The organism is Dietzia sp. CH92, from assembly GCF_032248695.1.
Lineage (GTDB): Bacteria > Actinomycetota > Actinomycetes > Mycobacteriales > Mycobacteriaceae > Dietzia.
On record NZ_JAVHXC010000002.1, the window covers coordinates 347,839 to 364,015 of the forward strand.

Annotated in this window: 15 protein-coding genes and 3 tRNA genes; 8 read left to right on the forward strand and 10 right to left on the reverse strand. The window is 73.1% G+C overall.

Annotation, left to right across the window (positions count from 1 at the left end; translation table 11 throughout):
* Positions 1–26 precede the first annotated feature (26 nt).
* Positions 27–782, reverse strand: coding sequence for a response regulator (locus RWK90_RS05005; RefSeq protein WP_314035385.1), 756 nt, complete (start codon positions 780–782; stop codon positions 27–29).
* Positions 779–2,059 carry an ATP-binding protein gene (locus RWK90_RS05010; RefSeq protein ID WP_314035387.1) on the reverse strand — a complete coding sequence of 427 codons (1,281 nt, stop codon included), beginning with the start codon at positions 2,057–2,059 and terminating at the stop codon, positions 779–781. Before RWK90_RS05010 ends, RWK90_RS05005 begins: the two co-directional genes overlap by 4 nt.
* A gap of 148 nt (positions 2,060–2,207) precedes the next feature.
* On the opposite strand from RWK90_RS05010, the gene RWK90_RS05015 reads away from it, so the two are divergent.
* From RWK90_RS05015 to RWK90_RS05025, 3 genes are read left to right on the forward strand one after another with little or no spacing between them, the layout of a single operon-like run.
* On the forward strand, positions 2,208–3,185 hold the full coding sequence (locus RWK90_RS05015; RefSeq protein ID WP_314035389.1) for a tripartite tricarboxylate transporter substrate-binding protein: 978 nt from the start codon (positions 2,208–2,210) through the stop codon (positions 3,183–3,185).
* On the forward strand, positions 3,182–3,913 hold the full coding sequence (locus RWK90_RS05020) for a tripartite tricarboxylate transporter TctB family protein (protein ID WP_314035391.1): 732 nt from the start codon (positions 3,182–3,184) through the stop codon (positions 3,911–3,913). The genes RWK90_RS05015 and RWK90_RS05020 overlap by 4 nt, the downstream gene beginning before the upstream one ends.
* A complete protein-coding gene (locus RWK90_RS05025) occupies positions 3,901–5,424 on the forward strand; it encodes a tripartite tricarboxylate transporter permease (protein WP_314035393.1) in 1,524 nt (507 codons plus the stop codon). The genes RWK90_RS05020 and RWK90_RS05025 overlap by 13 nt, the downstream gene beginning before the upstream one ends.
* A 133-nt stretch (positions 5,425–5,557) precedes the next feature.
* Here RWK90_RS05025 and RWK90_RS05030 read toward each other — a convergent pair.
* Together RWK90_RS05030 and RWK90_RS05035 are read right to left on the reverse strand one after the other, a co-directional pair.
* Positions 5,558–5,631 (reverse strand) — tRNA-Met (locus tag RWK90_RS05030).
* Between the two features lie 41 nt (positions 5,632–5,672).
* A tRNA-Thr gene (locus tag RWK90_RS05035) sits at positions 5,673–5,745 on the reverse strand.
* 131 nt (positions 5,746–5,876) lie between these two features.
* On the opposite strand from RWK90_RS05035, the gene RWK90_RS05040 reads away from it, so the two are divergent.
* Positions 5,877–6,599 (forward strand): glycosyltransferase, encoded by a 723-nt coding sequence (locus tag RWK90_RS05040; RefSeq protein WP_314035395.1) that lies wholly within the window; start codon positions 5,877–5,879, stop codon positions 6,597–6,599.
* Positions 6,600–7,001: 402 nt separating this feature from the next.
* On the opposite strand, the gene RWK90_RS05045 is transcribed toward RWK90_RS05040, so the two are convergent.
* From RWK90_RS05045 to RWK90_RS05070, 6 genes are all read right to left on the reverse strand, one after another.
* The gene (locus tag RWK90_RS05045) at positions 7,002–8,453 is read right to left on the reverse strand and encodes a prenyltransferase (RefSeq protein ID WP_314035397.1); all 1,452 of its coding nucleotides are present in this window, start codon (positions 8,451–8,453) and stop codon (positions 7,002–7,004) included.
* The gene (locus tag RWK90_RS05050; RefSeq protein WP_314035399.1) at positions 8,450–8,794 is read right to left on the reverse strand and encodes a lycopene cyclase domain-containing protein; all 345 of its coding nucleotides are present in this window, start codon (positions 8,792–8,794) and stop codon (positions 8,450–8,452) included. The genes RWK90_RS05045 and RWK90_RS05050 overlap by 4 nt, the downstream gene beginning before the upstream one ends.
* Positions 8,791–10,428 (reverse strand): phytoene desaturase family protein, encoded by a 1,638-nt coding sequence (crtI, locus tag RWK90_RS05055; protein WP_314035401.1) that lies wholly within the window; start codon positions 10,426–10,428, stop codon positions 8,791–8,793. The genes RWK90_RS05050 and crtI overlap by 4 nt, the downstream gene beginning before the upstream one ends.
* Positions 10,425–11,336 (reverse strand): squalene/phytoene synthase family protein, encoded by a 912-nt coding sequence (locus tag RWK90_RS05060; RefSeq protein ID WP_063971819.1) that lies wholly within the window; start codon positions 11,334–11,336, stop codon positions 10,425–10,427. Before RWK90_RS05060 ends, crtI begins: the two co-directional genes overlap by 4 nt.
* Positions 11,333–12,337 (reverse strand): polyprenyl synthetase family protein, encoded by a 1,005-nt coding sequence (locus tag RWK90_RS05065; protein ID WP_314035404.1) that lies wholly within the window; start codon positions 12,335–12,337, stop codon positions 11,333–11,335. Before RWK90_RS05065 ends, RWK90_RS05060 begins: the two co-directional genes overlap by 4 nt.
* 200 nt (positions 12,338–12,537) lie before the next feature.
* Positions 12,538–12,619 (reverse strand) — tRNA-Tyr (locus RWK90_RS05070).
* A gap of 136 nt (positions 12,620–12,755) precedes the next feature.
* Between RWK90_RS05070 and RWK90_RS05075 the strand changes: the two genes are divergently transcribed.
* The 4 genes from RWK90_RS05075 (at position 12,756) to RWK90_RS05090 (ending at position 16,134) form a co-directional block, all read left to right on the forward strand.
* Positions 12,756–13,250, forward strand: coding sequence for a YajQ family cyclic di-GMP-binding protein (locus RWK90_RS05075; RefSeq protein WP_314035406.1), 495 nt, complete (start codon positions 12,756–12,758; stop codon positions 13,248–13,250).
* A gap of 100 nt (positions 13,251–13,350) precedes the next feature.
* Positions 13,351–14,118 carry a molybdate ABC transporter substrate-binding protein gene (gene modA, locus RWK90_RS05080; RefSeq protein ID WP_396230274.1) on the forward strand — a complete coding sequence of 256 codons (768 nt, stop codon included), beginning with the start codon at positions 13,351–13,353 and terminating at the stop codon, positions 14,116–14,118.
* The gene (locus RWK90_RS05085) at positions 14,115–14,909 is read left to right on the forward strand and encodes an ABC transporter permease (protein WP_314035408.1); all 795 of its coding nucleotides are present in this window, start codon (positions 14,115–14,117) and stop codon (positions 14,907–14,909) included. The genes modA and RWK90_RS05085 overlap by 4 nt, the downstream gene beginning before the upstream one ends.
* A gap of 85 nt (positions 14,910–14,994) precedes the next feature.
* Positions 14,995–16,134, forward strand: a complete 1,140-nt coding sequence (locus RWK90_RS05090; protein ID WP_314035410.1) for an ABC transporter ATP-binding protein — start codon at positions 14,995–14,997, stop codon at positions 16,132–16,134.
* Positions 16,135–16,177: the final 43 nt, after the last annotated feature.

Genomic DNA, 16,177 nt, shown 5'->3' on the forward strand with positions numbered 1-16,177 from the left:
CCCGGGGTGTGGGCCCGGCTGGCCCTTCAGAACACGACGAGTCGGTAGAGCAGCTCCGGGCGGCCCCGGCCCCCGTAGCGGTGCGAGACGTCGACGGCGCCGCTGCGGTGCAGGTGGTCCAGGTAGCGGCGCACGGTGGCGCGCGAGGCACCGCTGGCGCGCGCCACCTCCACCGCCGTGTGGCCGGCGCCGTCCTCGAGGGCTCCAAGCACCGCCGCCAGCGTGGGCTCGGCCAGCCCCTTGGGCAGGGGCGTCGGGGCGGGACCGGCCGGCTCCAGCCCGGTAGGGGCGGGCCGGGATCCGCGCCGGAGCAGGGCATCGATCTCGCCCTGGCCGAACGTGTCCAGCTCCTCCGGTGGCCCGGCGGCGATCTCGGCGCGGAAGCGCTCCAAGCGGTCGATCATCGCCGCCCGCGTGAACGGCTTGACCAGGTACCCCACGACCTGGCCGGACAGGGCCTGCCGCACGGTGACGCGGTCCCGCAGGGAGCTGACGACTATCACGCTGACCTGGCGCCGGGCCACGGTCCTGATCCGGTGCAGCACCTCGATGCCGCTGAACCCCGGCAAGCCGATGTCCAGGAGAACCAGGTCGATCCCGCCGCCGGCGACCCAGCCGACGGCCGCGTGTCCGTCGCCCACCGCGGCGGCGACGCTGAACCCGGGGACGGCCTCGACGTACCGGCTGTGCAGCCGCCGCGCGACCGGGTCGTCGTCGACGATCAGCGTCCGGATGCTGCGCTCACCCCGGCCCCCGTCGGGGCCCCGACTCGGTGTGGTCACGACCTGTCCTGTCCGCCCGGGCCGACGCGGGAGGCGGGCAGCCGCACGGTGAACAGCGCCCCGCCCCTCGAGGAGCGCCCGAGCTCGATCTCCCCGCCCCGGTCCCGCACGATCTGCCGGACCACCGCCAGGCCCACCCCGCGCGGCGCCGTCGCCCCGGACGTCTTGGTCGAGTACCCGTGCTCCATCACCGCCGCCATCATCTCCGCCTCCAGCCCGGGACCGTCGTCACCGACCGCCACCTCCGTCCCGAACTCGTCCGCGTGCACCAGAACCACGACGTGCCCGCCGGGGCCGGCCGCCTCCGTCGCGTTCCGGACGAGGTTCGCGACCAGCGAGAGGTCGTCGTCGCCCAGCGTTCCGGCGCTCGTCGAGGTGAGCGGGTCGATCTCCACCCGCCCACCCTGCGAGCGGTACTCGGCACCGATCTCGCCCAGGACCGCCCGCAGTCGTGGATCCTCGACGGCGCCGTCGTCGCCACCACCCGCCGAGCCGGTGATCGGGGCGAGCTCGCCGAGGTAGTCCAGCGCGGCGTCGATCTCGCCGCCCTCCACCAGCCCGTACACCGCGTGGATCCGGGTCCTGAACTCGTGCGTCTGCTCCCGCAGAGCCCTGGTGAGCCGGCGCTGCTCGTCCAGCTCGGCGTTCTCCGCCTCCAACCTGCGCACCCGGAACCCGATCGCCCCGGACACCCCTGCGGCCCCGACCAGCCCCACCACCACCGCCAGCAGAACCCACGGGACCATGGCGTCGAGGCTGGACCGCAGGTCCTCGGTGATCTCGGACTCGAGCACCCCGACCGACGCCGCGCCGATCACCACGCCGTCGCGGTAGACCGGCACCTTGGCCCGCAGGGTCCGGCCGAGGGTCCCCTCCTCGGTACCGACGAACGTCTCGCCCGCCAGGACGCCCTCCGGGTCGGTGGAGACCGGCAGACCGCGCCTGTCCGGCTCCGGGTGGGTGATCCGGATGCCTTCGGCATCGCTGATCACCACGTAGTCGACACCCGAGGCCTGACGGATCAGCTCGGCCACCGGCTGCAGCTGCTCCTCCGCGTCGCCCTCGCCGATCGAGTCGCGGACCTGGTCGAGTTCGGCGAGGCTGGTGGCCACGGCGAGCACCCGCTCGGTCATGGCGTCCCGCACCTGCCGCTCCTGGACGCGGGACGCGGCGTAGACCGTCAGACCCACGCAGGTCAGCACCAGGGCGCACTGGATGAGCAGGACCACCACCAGGCGGAACCGCCTCCTGAGCAGCCACTCCGAGTACCGCGCCATCTCCCCTCCGTCCCGTCCGACGCGCCCACCGCGGTGAGCATCAATGAGCACAAGCCGAGATTGTGCCCCACCTCACAGGAATCGGTTCCATGCTGGGCCGATCCCCGGGCCGACCATGTGCACCGGGCACCCGACATAAGGACCATCGATGCGACAACACCTCTCCCGCGTCGTGACCCTGGTACTCGCCGCCGCGCTCGCCACGGTCGCGGCGGTCGACGCCAGCGGATCAGGCGGTGGAGACAATCCACGAACACAACTGAACATCGTCGCACCCGCCGCCCCGGGCGGCGGGTGGGACACCTTCGGCAGGGAGGCGCAGCAGGCCCTCATCTCGGGCGACATCGTCAACGCCGTTCGGGTCCGCAACGTCCCCGGCGCGGCCGGGACCATCGGCCTGACCCAGTTCGCCCAGCTCGCCGGGCGGACCGACTCGCTCCTCGTCACAGGCGGCGTGATGGTGGGCGGGGTGATCCTGCAGGACTCGGACGTCACGCTCCGCGACACCACGCCGATCGCCCGCCTCGCCGACGACTACAACGCGCTCGTCGTGCCCGCGAACTCCCCCTTCCGGACCCTGGACGACTTCATGGCGGCGTGGGCGGACCATCCGGGGATGGCGATCGCCGGCGGCTCGCTGGGCAGTATCGACCATCTGCTGACCGGCATGCTGTCGGATGCGGCCGGGATCGACCCCGCCCAGACCAACTACATCGCCTACGCCGGGGGTGGCGAGGTCGTCCGCGCCATGATCAGCGGGTCCGCGGTGGGCGCGATCTCCAGCTACAACGACTTCGCCGCCCAGATCGAGGCGGGCGAGCTGCGTGCCCTCGGCATCTCCTCCGCCACGCCGCTCGAGGAGATCCCCACCCCGACGTTCGTCGAGCAGGGCGTGGAGGTGTCCATGTCGAACTGGCGGGGGCTTGTCGCCCCACCCGAGATACCGGACGAGGTGCGGGACGAACTGATCGCGATCGTCACCGAGATGCGTGACACCGAGCAGTGGCGCAGCACCCTCGACCGCAACGACTGGACCGACGAGTTCATAGCCGGCGAGGAGTTCGAGGCATTCCTCGACACCGAGATCACCTCCACCGAAGAGATCATCAGGGAGTTGGGTCAATGAGTATCTCCACCACACCGGGGCGCACGGCGGACAGTCCCGCGCCGCCCGCGCACCGCGCGTCCGCGCGGGCCTGGTGGCGCGCGCGGACCGAACTGGGCTTCGCCGCCGGCATCCTGGCGATCGCGGTCTTCATGACGGTCCAGACCCTCCGGATGGAGGTCCCCGAGGGAGCGGGTACCCCGGGGCCACAGTTCTTCCCCGGCCTGGTCGCCGGGTTCCTGCTGGTGGTCGGGGTGGCGCTGGCGATCAGCGTCATCCGCTCCCCACGACACACCACCAGCGCGACATCGGGTCAGGTCTCGACCGACATGCTCGAGGACCTGGGCGCGATCGACCACGCGCAGCACGCCTCGCCTGAGGCCGGAGGCGGTGCGGACCCCGCGGTGGCGGGCGGGCCCGCCACGGACGGCGACGCCGATCCCGACTCCGCTCCCGCCCAGACCCACGTGTCCCCCGACCCGGGGTACGTCCCCGTCGACTACCGCACGACCGGGATCGTGCTGGCCGGCCTCGTGGGGTTCGCCCTGCTGCTGCAGCCCGTCGGATGGCTGGTCACCGCCAGCGCGCTGTTCTGGGTGGTCAGCCACGCGCTCGGCAGCAAGCGCCCCCTGTTCGATGTCGCCGTGTCGGTGATCGTCGCCTCCGTCATCCAGATCGCCTTCTCCGCCGGGCTCGGTCTGGGTCTTCCCCCCGGCATCCTGGAAGGAGTCCTGCCGTGGAACAACTGAGCCTTCTGGGCGAGGGCATGGCCGGGGTGCTGACCCCGATGAACCTCGCACTGCTGGTGATCGGCGCCGTTCTCGGCACCGCCGTGGGCGTCCTGCCCGGGCTCGGGTCCGCGATGGCGGTCGCCCTGCTCCTGCCCGTCACCTTCACCCTGGACCCGACCGGCGCGTTCATCATGTTCGCCAGCATCTACTTCGGAGGTCTGTTCGGCGACTCGACCTCCGGGATCCTGCTCAACACCCCCGGGAACTCCTCGGCCATAGCCACGACGTTCGAGGGCCACAGGATGGCCCAGAACGGCCGCGCGGCCAAAGCCTTGGGGATCTCGGCGCTCGGCGCGTTCACCGGCGGCATGATCGCCTGCGCCTGCGTGGTCATGTTCTCCCCGTACCTGATCCTGCTGGCCCGGGCGTTCTCCTCGCCGGAGTACTTCGCGCTCGCCGTGTTCGCGTTCGTCGCCATCTCGGCGGTCGTGGCCGAGTCCGTCGTCCGGGGGCTCACCGCCCTCGGGTTGGGGCTCGCGTTCGCGCTGGTGGGCACGGATTCGATGACCGGCACCGAACGCTTCACCATGGACAATCCTGCCCTGTTCGAGGGGATCTCGATCGTCGTCATCACCGTCGGCCTGCTCGCCCTCGGCGAGGTCCTGCACCAGGCCTCGCGGATCCACCGCGAGACCCGGACCGGCGGACCGGTGAAGACCGAGGGCTCGCCGTTCCCCTCGCGCAAGGAGCTCCGGGAAGCCGTCCCCGCGTTCCTGCGCGGCACCGGGTTCGGCCTACCGTTCGGCGCCATCCCCGTGGGCGGGTCCGAGGTCCCGACCTTCCTCGCCTACGGCACGGAGAAGACGTTGGCCAAGCGGCGTCACGACCCGGACTTCGGGACCCGCGGCTCGATCCGGGGTGTGGCCGCGCCCGAGGCCGCCGGCAACGCCACCGCGGGCAGCGCCATGGGCGCCCTGCTCGCGCTGGGGCTGCCCACCTCCGCGACCGCCGCGATGATGCTAGCCGCGTTCCAGCAATACGGGATGCAGCCCGGCCCCCTCCTGTTCGAGACGAGCGCCGCGCTGGTGTGGCCGCTGCTGGCCAGCCTGTTCGTCGGCCTGGTGATCCTGCTCGTCATCAACCTGCCGTTCGCGGCCGTCTGGGCGAAGCTGCTGCTGATACCCCGGCACTACCTCTACGCCGGGGTGACCGTCATCGCGATGCTCGGAACCTACGCGATCTCGTCCTCGACGCTGGACCTGTGGCTCGTGATCGCGATCGGCGTCCTGGGATTCCTCATGCGCTGGTTCTCGATCCCGCTCGCGCCGATCCTCATCGCGGCGATCCTTGGGCCGCTGGCGGAGATCGAGCTGCGCCGCTCGCTCGCCCAGTCCGAGGGCGATGTGACGATCCTGTTCTCCTCGACCATCACGATCGTGCTGTACGCGCTGCTGGCAGCGGCGGTGGCCGTGAGCATCATCCAGCACACCCGGCACCGTCGGCGCGCGAAGGAGAGCGTGTACGCATAACGCTCACCCCCCACGGCCTCGGGCTGTGGGGGGTGACGTCCCCACAACCTCCGGCCGGGAATGACCCCCCGGAGACCCTGGGGGAACGAACGACGAAAGCCGCCCGCGGAATCCGCGGGCGGCTTTCTCGGTGTACCGGTGGGGGGACTCGATCCCCCGACCTCACGATTATGAGTCGTGCGCTCTAACCAGCTGAGCTACACCGGCATGCTCTGCTAGTCGGACGATCAGGTCGCCCGCACAGTGCGAGCCCCCTGTCGGAATCGAACCGACGACCTTTTCCTTACCATGGAAACGCTCTGCCGACTGAGCTAAGGGGGCGGGCTGCGTAGGACTTCCGGTTTCCCGGCCGCTCTGCGCTGAAGCCTTTAGCAGATTACACACACGGCGGAACGCCGCACAAATCGGCCGGTGAGGGGGCTGATTTCCGGCGCCGCTGGCAGGATGGTCGGGTGCGCATCTCCGTGGTGATCCCCGTGCTCGACGACGCCCGTGAGCTCGAGGGCTGCCTGGCCGCTCTCACCGAGCAGACGCGAACCCCGGACGAGGTCGTGGTGGTGGACAACGGCTGCTCGGACGACAGCGTCGCGGTGGCGCGGTCCGCAGGCGCCCGCGTGGTCGACGAGCCCGTGCGCGGGATCCCCGCCGCCGCGGCCGCCGGGTACGACGCCGCGACGGGTGATGTCATCGCCCGCCTCGACGCCGACTCCCGACCCGGCCCGGACTGGGTGGCCCGTATCGAGTTCGCGTTCGCCGCCGACCCCGAGCTGGTCGCGGTCTCGGGGCCGGGCGAGTTCATCGGCCTGTCCGGCTGGCGGGCCCGGGCGGCGAAGCTGCTCTACATGGACGCGTTCTTCCTGTCCGTCGGCTCCGCGATGGCCCACCCGGTGTTGTTCGGCTCGAACCTGGCGATGCGCCGCAGCGCGTGGGAGCGGGTCCGTGATGGGATCGACCGCACCGACCCCGAACTGCACGACGACATCGACCTGTCGTTCCAGTTCGGCGCCCGCGATCGGCTGTGGGTGGACCGGTCGCTCGCCGTGGGGATCTCGGCCCGGCCGTTCGACGACCCCGCGGCGATGCGTCGACGTTTCTCGCGGGCGTTCCGGACGATCTTCCGGAACTGGCGCACGAGCCCGCCGTCGCAGCGGTGGCTGGAGCGCGTCCAGCGCTGAGCTTATGCGCCGGGCGATCAGCGGACGCGCCGGGCGATCGGCGGGGCACCCGGACCGGCGGGAGCGAGCATCGAGCCAGCGCGACCCCCTCCGGTTACGCTGGCGCCCTGACCCGCGCTGGCTCAGTGCCCGCTCGAGCCGGGGTTGCGCTGCCGATATGGACCACAGCCGCAGCGCGAGCCGCCGAGCCAGCGCATCTGGCGGCCGATACGCTGGCCCGCTGCTCGCCCGCCCCGCGGAGACGGCGATTCAACCGCAGCCAGCCCGCCCCGGCGCCGGAGTCAGCCGCAGCCCCGCCGAGGCGCCGGGCCCGGCCTCAGCCAGCCCGACGCCGAGCCCGCCGAACGCCGCGACGGCGCGGGCTCGCGGGCTCGCGGGCTCGCGGGCTCGCGGGCTCAGGGCTCAGGTCCAGACGAGCACCGACCACAGGATCAGCTGCGTCACGCAGAAACCCGCCAGCATGTTGAGCACCAGGAAACGCTTCCAACCCTCGTTGGTCGCCTCGGCCGTGGCGTCCGTGACCCGCACGTATGCGGCCACGGTCGCGAGGTACGGCAGGATCGCGAACGCCGCCCCCGAGGCCGGCCACGGCGCGGCGACCAGAAGCACCAGCACGGCGGCCGCGTAGCACGCCAACGCGAACCACACGGCCGACCGCGCCCCGAGCACCGTGGCGACCGACTTCAGCCCCGCCTCCCGGTCGAAGCGCACGTCCTGTACCGCGCCGAACGCCTGCGACGCCGCACCCCACAGCATGAACGCGATAAGGCACGCCCACACCCCGCCCGTGAGGTCCGAGCCGGCGATGGTCCACCCGACGATCGCCGGGGAGACGAAGTGGAACGCCGACGTCACGGAGTCCAGGAACGGGATCTCCTTGAACCGCAGCCCCTTGGCGCTGTAGGCGATCACCGCGAACGCGCTCGCCGTCAGCCACAGCGACGACTCGAGCGTCCCGACCACCGCGAGGTAGACCAGGAACGGGACGGTCGTCACGGCCGACGCCACCAGGGTCGGCCTGTGCAGCGACCGGTCGAGCACCGCCCCCTCGACCCCGCCCTTGCGGGGGTTGCGCAGGTCGGACTCGTAGTCGAAGACGTCGTTGATCCCGTACATCGCGAGGTTGTACGGCACCAGGAAGAAGATCGTCCCGATCACGCCCACCACGTCGAACCCGCCGGTGGCCAGGAAGTACGCGAGCGCGAACGGGGCGGCGGTGTTCACCCACGAGACCGGGCGGGACGACCAGAAGAGGGTCGTGAGCAGACCCGGCGGTGCGGGCCGGTCGGGGCTGTGGACCTCGTCGTCGTCGCCCCCGGACCCCGGGGCACCACCCGCCGACGCCGCACCCACCGGGGCGCCACCCCCCGGCCCGCCCCCGGACCCCGGGGCACCGCCCACCGGTGCGCGACCGGTCGGCGCAGCGCCGACCGGCCCGCCACCCACCGACGCGCCCCGCGCGCGCTCCGCGGCCACCGACCCGTCACCGCGCCCCGACACCGTCGGGTTGGCGCTCGCGGCGGCCTCGCCCACGGCCACCGCGCGCGGCCGGGCGGTGAGCGTGAACCACACCGACGGCACGAACACGGCCGCGGCGACCGCGTAGGAGAAGTCCTCGATCGGCGCCACGCCCAGGCGGATGCCGCTGGTGAGGGCGTCATCGTAGGCCACGAGGCCGGCGGCGATCATGACGTTGTCGAAGATCGCCGTGAGCACGAGCAGCACCACGAGCGAGCCGCCGACCCCGATGAGCCAGCGCCGTCGGTCGTCGCCGCGCAGACGCCACAGCGCGATGAGGGCCGCCGCCACCACCGGGATGGCCATCGTGAAGTTGATGGTCGAGTAGATGCTCACGGTCGCTGCTCCGTCCGCCGGGCCGAGAGATGCTCGACCGCCGCCGCCACGCCCGTCGCGCACACCAGCGCGAGGTGCGACAGGAACGCCAGGAACACGACCTCCTCGAGCGGGATCTCCGGGGCCACGAGCAGCCCGGTCATGAAGTCGGTCTGTCCGCGGAAGAACACGCCGCTGCGCACGCCCAGCACGTCCCAGGTCAGCAGCAGCGCCACGGACGCGGTCACGGCGAGCGCGGTGGCCGCCGGGGCGCGGAACGCCGCGAGCTTCCAGCGGTGGTCGATCACCAGGATCCCCGCGAACGAGACCGCCTGGACCGCGAGATACGCCAGCCCGATCACCGGTCGAACACCGTGCCCCCGCCGGGCTCGGCGACCGGCGCCGTGCTCGTGTCCCCCCGCACGTGCTTGAGCACCAGCTCGGCGCTGATGAGGCACATCGGCAGCCCGATGCCGGGGATGGTCGAGGCGCCCGCGTAGTACAGGCCGTCGACGTGCTTGCTCACGTTGCGGGTGCGGAAGAACGCGCTCTGGGCCAGCGTGTGGGCGGGCCCCAGGGCGGTGCCGCGCCACGCGCCGAGGTCGGCCTCGAGGTCGGCGGGCGCGATGGTGCGCCGCACGACGATCCGCTCGGCCAGGTCGGGGGTGCCCGTCCAGTCGGCGATCTGGGCGATCGCGCGGTCGGCGGCGGCCTCGATCGCCGCGTCCCCGGCCCCGTCCACGCCGCCGTGCCCGAGGGTGGGGTCGGCGGGGATGGGCACCAGGACGAAGAGGTTCTCGTGGCCCTCGGGGGCGATCCCGGCGGCCGGGTCGGTGTCGGTGGCGCTGGGTCGGCACACGTAGAGCGAGGCCGGGTCGGGGATGTGCGGGTCGTCGCCGAAGATCGCGTCGAACCCCTCCTCCCAGCGGTCGGTGAACAGCAGCGTGTGGTGCGCGAGCCGCGGCAGCTCGCCGCGCACGCCGAGCAGGAGGAGCAGCGCGCCCGGCCCGGGGGTCTTGGAGTCCCAGTAGGACTGTGGGTAGGTGCGTAGGTGTTCGGGGAGCCACCGGGTCTCGAGGTGGTGGAGGTCCGCGGCGCCGACGACGAGGCCGGCCGGCAGCGTCCGCTCGGCCCCCGCCCGGTCGCGCACCCTGAGCCCCTCGACGCGGGCCCTGCCCGGGGCGGACCCGCTGCCGCCGGGCCCGTCGGATGTGGTGACGAGTGCGATCGCCTCGGTGCCCGTGTGGATGCGCACCCCCTGCTCCTCGGCCACCCTGCGCACGGCGGCGATCACCTCGGTGAACCCCCCGCGCGGGTAGAGGACGCCGTCGGTGAGGTCGAGGTGGCTCATGAGGTGGTAGATCGACGGCGCCAGGTACGGCGAGGACCCCAGGAACACCGCGGGGTAGCCGAGGATCTGCTGGATGCGCCGGTCCTTGAAGCGCTGCGAGACGTACGAGTGCAGCGGCTGGACGAGCCGGGCCACCAGGCTGCCGGCGCGGGCCACCACGTCGGGGCGGACGATCGGCAGGTACGAGGTGAAGTTGGTGTACAGGAAGCGCGTGAGCGCCAGGTCGTACGTCGTGCGGGCCGAGTCGAGGTATTTGCCCAGGACCCGCCCGGCGCCGGGTTCGAGGGACTCGAACAGGGCCGTGGACGCCGCCCGGTCGGACCGGATGTCGACGGGGTCGGGGCGGTTCTCGAAGTACACGCGGTACCCGGGGTCCAGGCGCACCAGGTCGAGCTGCTCGTCCGCGGAGGTGCCGCACAGGCGGAAGAAGTGGTCGAACACCTCGGGCATGAGGTACCACGAGGGCCCGGTGTCGAAGCGGAACCCGCCTGCGGACCAGCTGCCCGCCCGGCCGCCGACGGTGTCGGTGGCCTCGACCAGGGTGACGTCGCGTCCCTCACGGGCGAGCAACGCGGCGGTCGCCAGGCCGGCGATGCCGCCGCCCACCACCACGACGGGCCCGTCCGGGGCGTGCCGGGGGCTCATCGCGCCACCGCCCCACCGCGGGCCGGACCGCCGTGCGCGGCGCCGCCACGCCCGGCACCGGCCCGGCCGCGACCGGCGGCCGCCCGCCCGAACACCATGAGTTTCACCGGGTCCGGCACCCGCACCCGGCCCGCGCTCACCCCCGCCGCGCCCGCCGCGCGGATGCGGTCGTTGAGCTCGGCGAACAGGTCGTGCGCCGCCGCCACCGCCAGGCGGTCGCGGCCCGGGATCCGGTCGATCGCCGCCCGCGCGAGGCGCAGGTCGGCGTCCACGTCATCGGCCAATTCGCGCACGTCCTCCTCCGTCAGTGCCCGCGGGTCACGGCCCGGCAGGTAGTTGCGACCGAGTTCCAGCGAGTCCTCCCGGATGTCCCGCAGGAAGTTCACCTTCTGGAACGCCGCACCGAGTGCACGCGCTCCCGCCGCCATCTCGTCGTCGTCCCCCAGTCCCCCACCGGCGAACGTGCGCAGGCACATCTCCCCGATCACTTCCGCCGATCCGTGGATGTACCGGCGCAGCGACTCCTCGGTGTGCTCGGTGACCTCCAGGTCGGCCTCCATCGAATCGTAGAACGGGTCCACCAGACGCGCGTCGATCCCGTACCGGCGCGCGGTGTCCGCGAACGCGTGGGTCACCGGATCCGGGTCCAGGCCCCGGTCGATCGCGCGGTGCGTGCGGCGCCGCGCCTCGGCGATGAGCTCCCGCGCGGCGACCGGGTCGTCCATCGCCCCGTCGACGACCTCGTCGCCCACCCGCGCCCACGCGTAGATGGCGGCGACGTGCGGGCGGGTCGCGGGCGCGAGCAACCGGCAGGCCAGCGCGAACGACGTCGAGTACCGGCGCAGGATCACCTCGCTGCAGCGGCGTGCCGCCTCGGTGAACTCCGCGTGCGGGCTCTGCTGGGTCATCGGGTCCTCTCCAGGGCGGTGGCCAGGTGGGGTTCGAGTGCGGCGCGGACGGCCGCGGGTATCGCGGGCGAGTCCAGGGCCGCGCGGGCGGCGGTGACGAGGTCCTGGGCGATGCCCAGGGCGTACTCGCGGGCCCCGCACTCACGCAACGCCTCGCGGGCGGTGTCCGAGTCGGGGTCGGTGCGGTTCAGCGCGGCGTCGATCCGCGGCCACGCGTCGGTGGTGCGGGCGTGGGCCAGCAGGACGGTCGGCGCCCGGCGGATGAGGTCGCCCGAGTTGGACTTGCCCGTCACGGCCGGGTCCCCGAACACCCCCAGCACGTCGTCGACCACCTGGAACGCGGTGCCGAGGTGGCGGCCGGTCTCCCGCAGCGGGTCGATCATCTCCTCGGGCGCCCCGGCGAGGATCGCGCCCAGGACGAACGGCAGGCACACGGAGTAGGCCGACGTCTTGGCCGCGCCGATCGCCAGCGCCCGCTCGCACCCGACGGGGGCGTCCTCGGTCGAGCCGTGCACGTCGGCGTACTCCCCGGCCACGGACGCGACGACCGCGCGGTGCACCTCGTCCACCACCCGGTGCAGGACCGGCGCCGGCACGGGCAGGCGCGCGAACTCCGACATCGCCGCCACCAGCAGCAGGTCCCCGCCGAGGAGCCCGCCGACCATGCCGAGGTGCCCGGCGGGCCCGGGGGGCAGGCCCCGCTCGGCGGCCCGGGCGGTGGTGCGTCCCTGCAGGTTGGGGTGGCCGCGGCGGTGATCGTCCCCGTCGGCGAGGTCGTCGTGCACGAGGAACGCCTCGTGCAGCAGCTCCAGGGCCTGGCAGGCGGCGGTCCGCAGGGCCTCGTCGCGGCCCCCGGCGGTGGTGTACACGGCGTCGAACAGGGTGGACCTCATACCCTTGCCGGACCGGGTGGTGCGGCCCAGGTCCCCGAGCCAGTCGTCCACCCCCTGCCCCAGGCCGGGGGGCAGTGCGCGCGCGGTGATCCGATGGGCTGAGGTCATCGAAACGAGTGTCATGTCCGGTGGTTCGGAGCCGGGGGCCTCGTGGATACGTCTCACCTCGATTCTTGTCGACGAGATGCGGCGTGACAGGTCGGGCGGGACATGACACTGGGTGCCGCGCGTGCCCACATTTTCACGCATGGCGGCGTCAGGTGCCCAGAAATGCACGAAGACCCCCGCTTGTGGCAGGGGTCTCCGAGTGCCAGATGATGGATTCGAACCAACGTAGGCTAAGCCGACGGATTTACAATCCGCTCCCTTTGGCCGCTCGGGCAATCTGGCGTGCACCCTTGTGGGCGCTACGACACGATACAACGCCCCCGCCCCCCGGTGCCAAATCGGGGTGGTCAGGGGTGGTCCGACGGGGCGGGTAGCCTGGGCTGGTCGGTTCACCACCCCCTACGTCAGGAGTGCGCCCATGGCCTCGGAGTCCTCGTTCGACATCGTCTCGGAGTTCGACCGCCAGGAGGTGGACAACGCCCTCAACCAGGCCGCCAAGGAGCTGGGCACCCGCTACGACTTCCGCGGTACCGACGCGGCGATCGAGTGGAAGGGCGAGGACGCGGTGGAGATCACCGCGAACTCGGAGGACCGGGTGTTGGCCGCCAAGGACGTGTTCATCGAGAAGCTGGTGCGCCGCGGGCTGAGCATGAAGGCCCTCGAGGTGGGCGAGCCGATGGCGTCCGGCAAGGGGTACCGCCTGGTCGGTTCGCTCAAGCAGGGCATCGACAAGGAGAACGCCAAGAAGATCACCAAGCTGCTGCGCGACGAGGGCCCCAAGGGGGTCAAGGCGCAGATCCAGGGCGAGGAGATCCGGGTGTCGTCCAAGAAGCGTGACGACCTGCAGGAGTGCATCTCGCTGCTCAAGGGCGCCGATTTCGACGTGGCGCTGCAGTTCACCAACTACCGCTGATCCGCCGACGGTGACCGCAGCTCCGCGCGGCGGGCGCGTGGGCGGGCGCCGCGGGCGCGTGGGTGGGCGCCGCGGGCGCGTGGGTGGGCGCCGCGGGCGCGTGGGCGGGCGCCGGCTCCGCGCCGCCGCGGTGGTCGCCGTGGTGGGCCTGTCCCCGCTCGCGGGATGCGCGTCCGGGGGCGACGACGACGAGGGCCGCCGCGTCCTGACGGTGTTCGCGGCCGCGTCGTTGAGCGGAGCTTTCTCGGAGATCGCGGCGGATTTCGAGGCCGCGACGCCGGGGGTGTCCGTCCGGCTGAGTGTCGACGGCTCCCGCGGCCTCGTCGACCAGATCGTCGGCGGCGCACCGGCGGACGTGTTCGCGTCGGCGGATGTGCGCACGATGGACCGCGTCGCCTCCGCGGGGCTGCTCGTCAGCGAGCCGGTCCCCTTCGCGACCAACGTCCTCACCCTCATCACCCCTCCGGGCAATCCGGCGGGCGTCACCGGGCTCGACTCGTCCCTGGACGGGGTCCGGCTCGTGACCTGCGCGGACGGCGTACCGTGCGGGTCGGCCGCCCGCGAGCTCGCCGGGGCAGCCGGTGTCGAGCTGCGGCCCGTGAGCGAGGAGTCCGCCGTGACCGACGTGCGCGGGAAGGTCACCTCCGGGGAGGCCGATGCGGGGATCGTCTACGTCACCGACGCACTCGCGGTCGCCGACGCGGTCGAGCAGATCCCTATCGCCGGTGCCGACACCGCGGCCACCGTCTACCCGATCGGTGTCCTCGACCGCGCCACCGATCCCGGGCTCTCGCAGCGCTTCGTCGACGCGGTCACCGGGCCGGCGGGGCGCGAGGTCCTGGCCGCGTACGGGTTCGGCGCGCCATGACCCGGCCACCCCTGCCACGCTGGCTGATCGTCGCGGCCGTGATCGCGGTGCTGCTCGCGGCCCTGCCGCTGGCCGGGATGGCGGTGCGGGTCCCCTGGTCTCAGGTGCCGGAGTTGTTGGCCTCCGAGTCCGCCCGCGACGCCGCGTGGCTCAGCCTGCGTACGTGTGCGGTCTCCACCCTGCTGTGCGTCGTGCTCGGGACCCCGCTGGCCGTGGTGTTGTCCCGCGGTCGCGGCCCGCTGGCGGCGGCGGCCCGCACGGTCACGGCGTTGCCGATGGTCCTGCCGCCGGTCGTGGCGGGCCTGGCCCTGCTCATCACGTTCGGCCGCGCCGGCGTCCTCGGCCGGCACCTGTCCGTGCTGGGCGTCGAGGTCGGCTTCACGACCGCGGCGGTGGTGATCGCCCAGACCTTCGTCGCGATGCCTTTCCTGGTGGTGGCGCTCGAGGGCGCGCTGCGGTCGGTGGACGCGCGGCTCGAGCGGACGGCGGCGTCGTTGGGCGCCTCACCCTCCCGCGTCCTGACGACCGTGACCCTGCCTCTCGTCCTGCCCGCCCTGGTGGCCGGTGCGACGATGTCGTTCGCCCGGGCGCTCGGCGAGTTCGGCGCGACGCTGACCTTCGCCGGCTCGCTGCAGGGCACCACCCGGACGCTCCCGCTGGAGATCTACCTGAGCCGCGAGACCGACACCGAGGCCGCCCTCGCCCTGGCCGTCCTGCTCATCGCGGTGGCGGCCGTCCTCATGGCGGCGTCGGCGCTCGTGGCCCGCCGGGCGGTGGCGGGCCGTGACTGACCGCTCGCCCGCTGCCGGGCCGTCCCCCGCTGCCGGTCCGTCCCCCGCTGACGGTCCGTCCCCCACTGACGGCGTTCTCCCGCCTGTGGCGCCCGCCGCCGAGCTCGACTGCCGGGTCACCGCCCGCGACGTCGACCTCCGCCTCGGCGTCCCCGCCGGCCGCCGACTGGCGATCGTGGGCCCCAACGGCGCGGGCAAGTCCACGGCCCTGGCCCTGCTCGCCGGGCATCTGCGTCCCGACTCGGGCGAGGTCCGCCTCGACGGGCGCGTCGTCAGTTCGCCCCGCACGCACATGCCCGCGTACCGCCGCCGCGTCGTCGCGCTCGAACAGCGGCCGGGCCTGCTGCCGCACCTCACCGCCCTGGACAACGTCGCCTACGGCCCGCGTGCCCGGGGCGAGCGCAGGCGGGACGCTCTCGCCCGTGCCCGCACCGAGCTGGAGGCCGTGGGCTGCGCCGACCTCGCCGGCCGTCGACCGCACGAGTTGTCCGGCGGCCAGGCTCAGCGGGTCGCGCTCGCCCGCGCGCTGGCCGTGGACCCGGACCTGGTCCTGCTCGACGAACCGCTGGCCGCGCTGGATATGGAAGTCGCCCCCGCGATCCGCCGACTCCTGGCCGATCGGCTCACCGGCCGGACGGTGGTCCTGGTGACCCACGATCCGCTGGACCTGTGGGCGTTGGCCGACGATGTCGTCGTCGTCCTCTCCGGCCGCGCCACCCAGGCCGGCACGGTCGAGGAGGTCTTGTCCCGCCCCGCGTCGGACTTCGCCGCGCGGTTGGCGGGCGTCTCACTGCTGGAGGGGATCGTCGACGACGACGAGGTGCGCACCCCCGCAGGCGATGCCGTGGCCGGGATCCGCGCAGACGCCGCCGCGGGCTGGCGGAGCGGGGTGCGGGCGGTGGCGACGGTCGATCCGCGGGCGGTGGCCGTGCACGCCGCCCCCGCAGACCCCGCGTCCTCGTCCCCGGACCCGCGCTCCGCCCACGCGCCGAGCCCGGAATCCGCACGTGCGCCGGCCGCGAGCCCGCGCAACGCGTGGCCCGCGCGCGTCGTCGCACTGGCACCTGCAGGAGCGCTGACCCGCGTCACCGCGGAGCTCCGCGACGGGCAGCGGGTCGATGCCGAGATCACGACTCGATCGGCGGCCGAACTCGCGCTGGCGCCGGGCGTGCCCGTCACGTTGGTCGTCAAGGCCACCCAGGTGGTGCTCTACCCGCGGGGCTGACCCGGCCCGCCCCTGCCGCAGCGCTCCCGCAGCCGCCCTGGCC

Bases quoted from the DNA above. Each gene is read 5' to 3' on its own strand.
- RWK90_RS05010 (WP_314035387.1), bottom strand. From the start codon at position 2,059: ATGGCGCGGTACTCGGAGTGGCTGCTCAGGAGGCGGTTCCGCCTGGTG.
- RWK90_RS05015 (WP_314035389.1), top strand. From the start codon at position 2,208: ATGCGACAACACCTCTCCCGCGTCGTGACCCTGGTACTCGCCGCCGCG.
- RWK90_RS05020 (WP_314035391.1), top strand. From the start codon at position 3,182: ATGAGTATCTCCACCACACCGGGGCGCACGGCGGACAGTCCCGCGCCG.
- crtI (WP_314035401.1), bottom strand. From the start codon at position 10,428: ATGAGCCCCCGGCACGCCCCGGACGGGCCCGTCGTGGTGGTGGGCGGC.
- RWK90_RS05060 (WP_063971819.1), bottom strand. From the start codon at position 11,336: ATGACCCAGCAGAGCCCGCACGCGGAGTTCACCGAGGCGGCACGCCGC.
- RWK90_RS05065 (WP_314035404.1), bottom strand. From the start codon at position 12,337: ATGACCTCAGCCCATCGGATCACCGCGCGCGCACTGCCCCCCGGCCTG.
- RWK90_RS05075 (WP_314035406.1), top strand. From the start codon at position 12,756: ATGGCCTCGGAGTCCTCGTTCGACATCGTCTCGGAGTTCGACCGCCAG.
- RWK90_RS05085 (WP_314035408.1), top strand. From the start codon at position 14,115: ATGACCCGGCCACCCCTGCCACGCTGGCTGATCGTCGCGGCCGTGATC.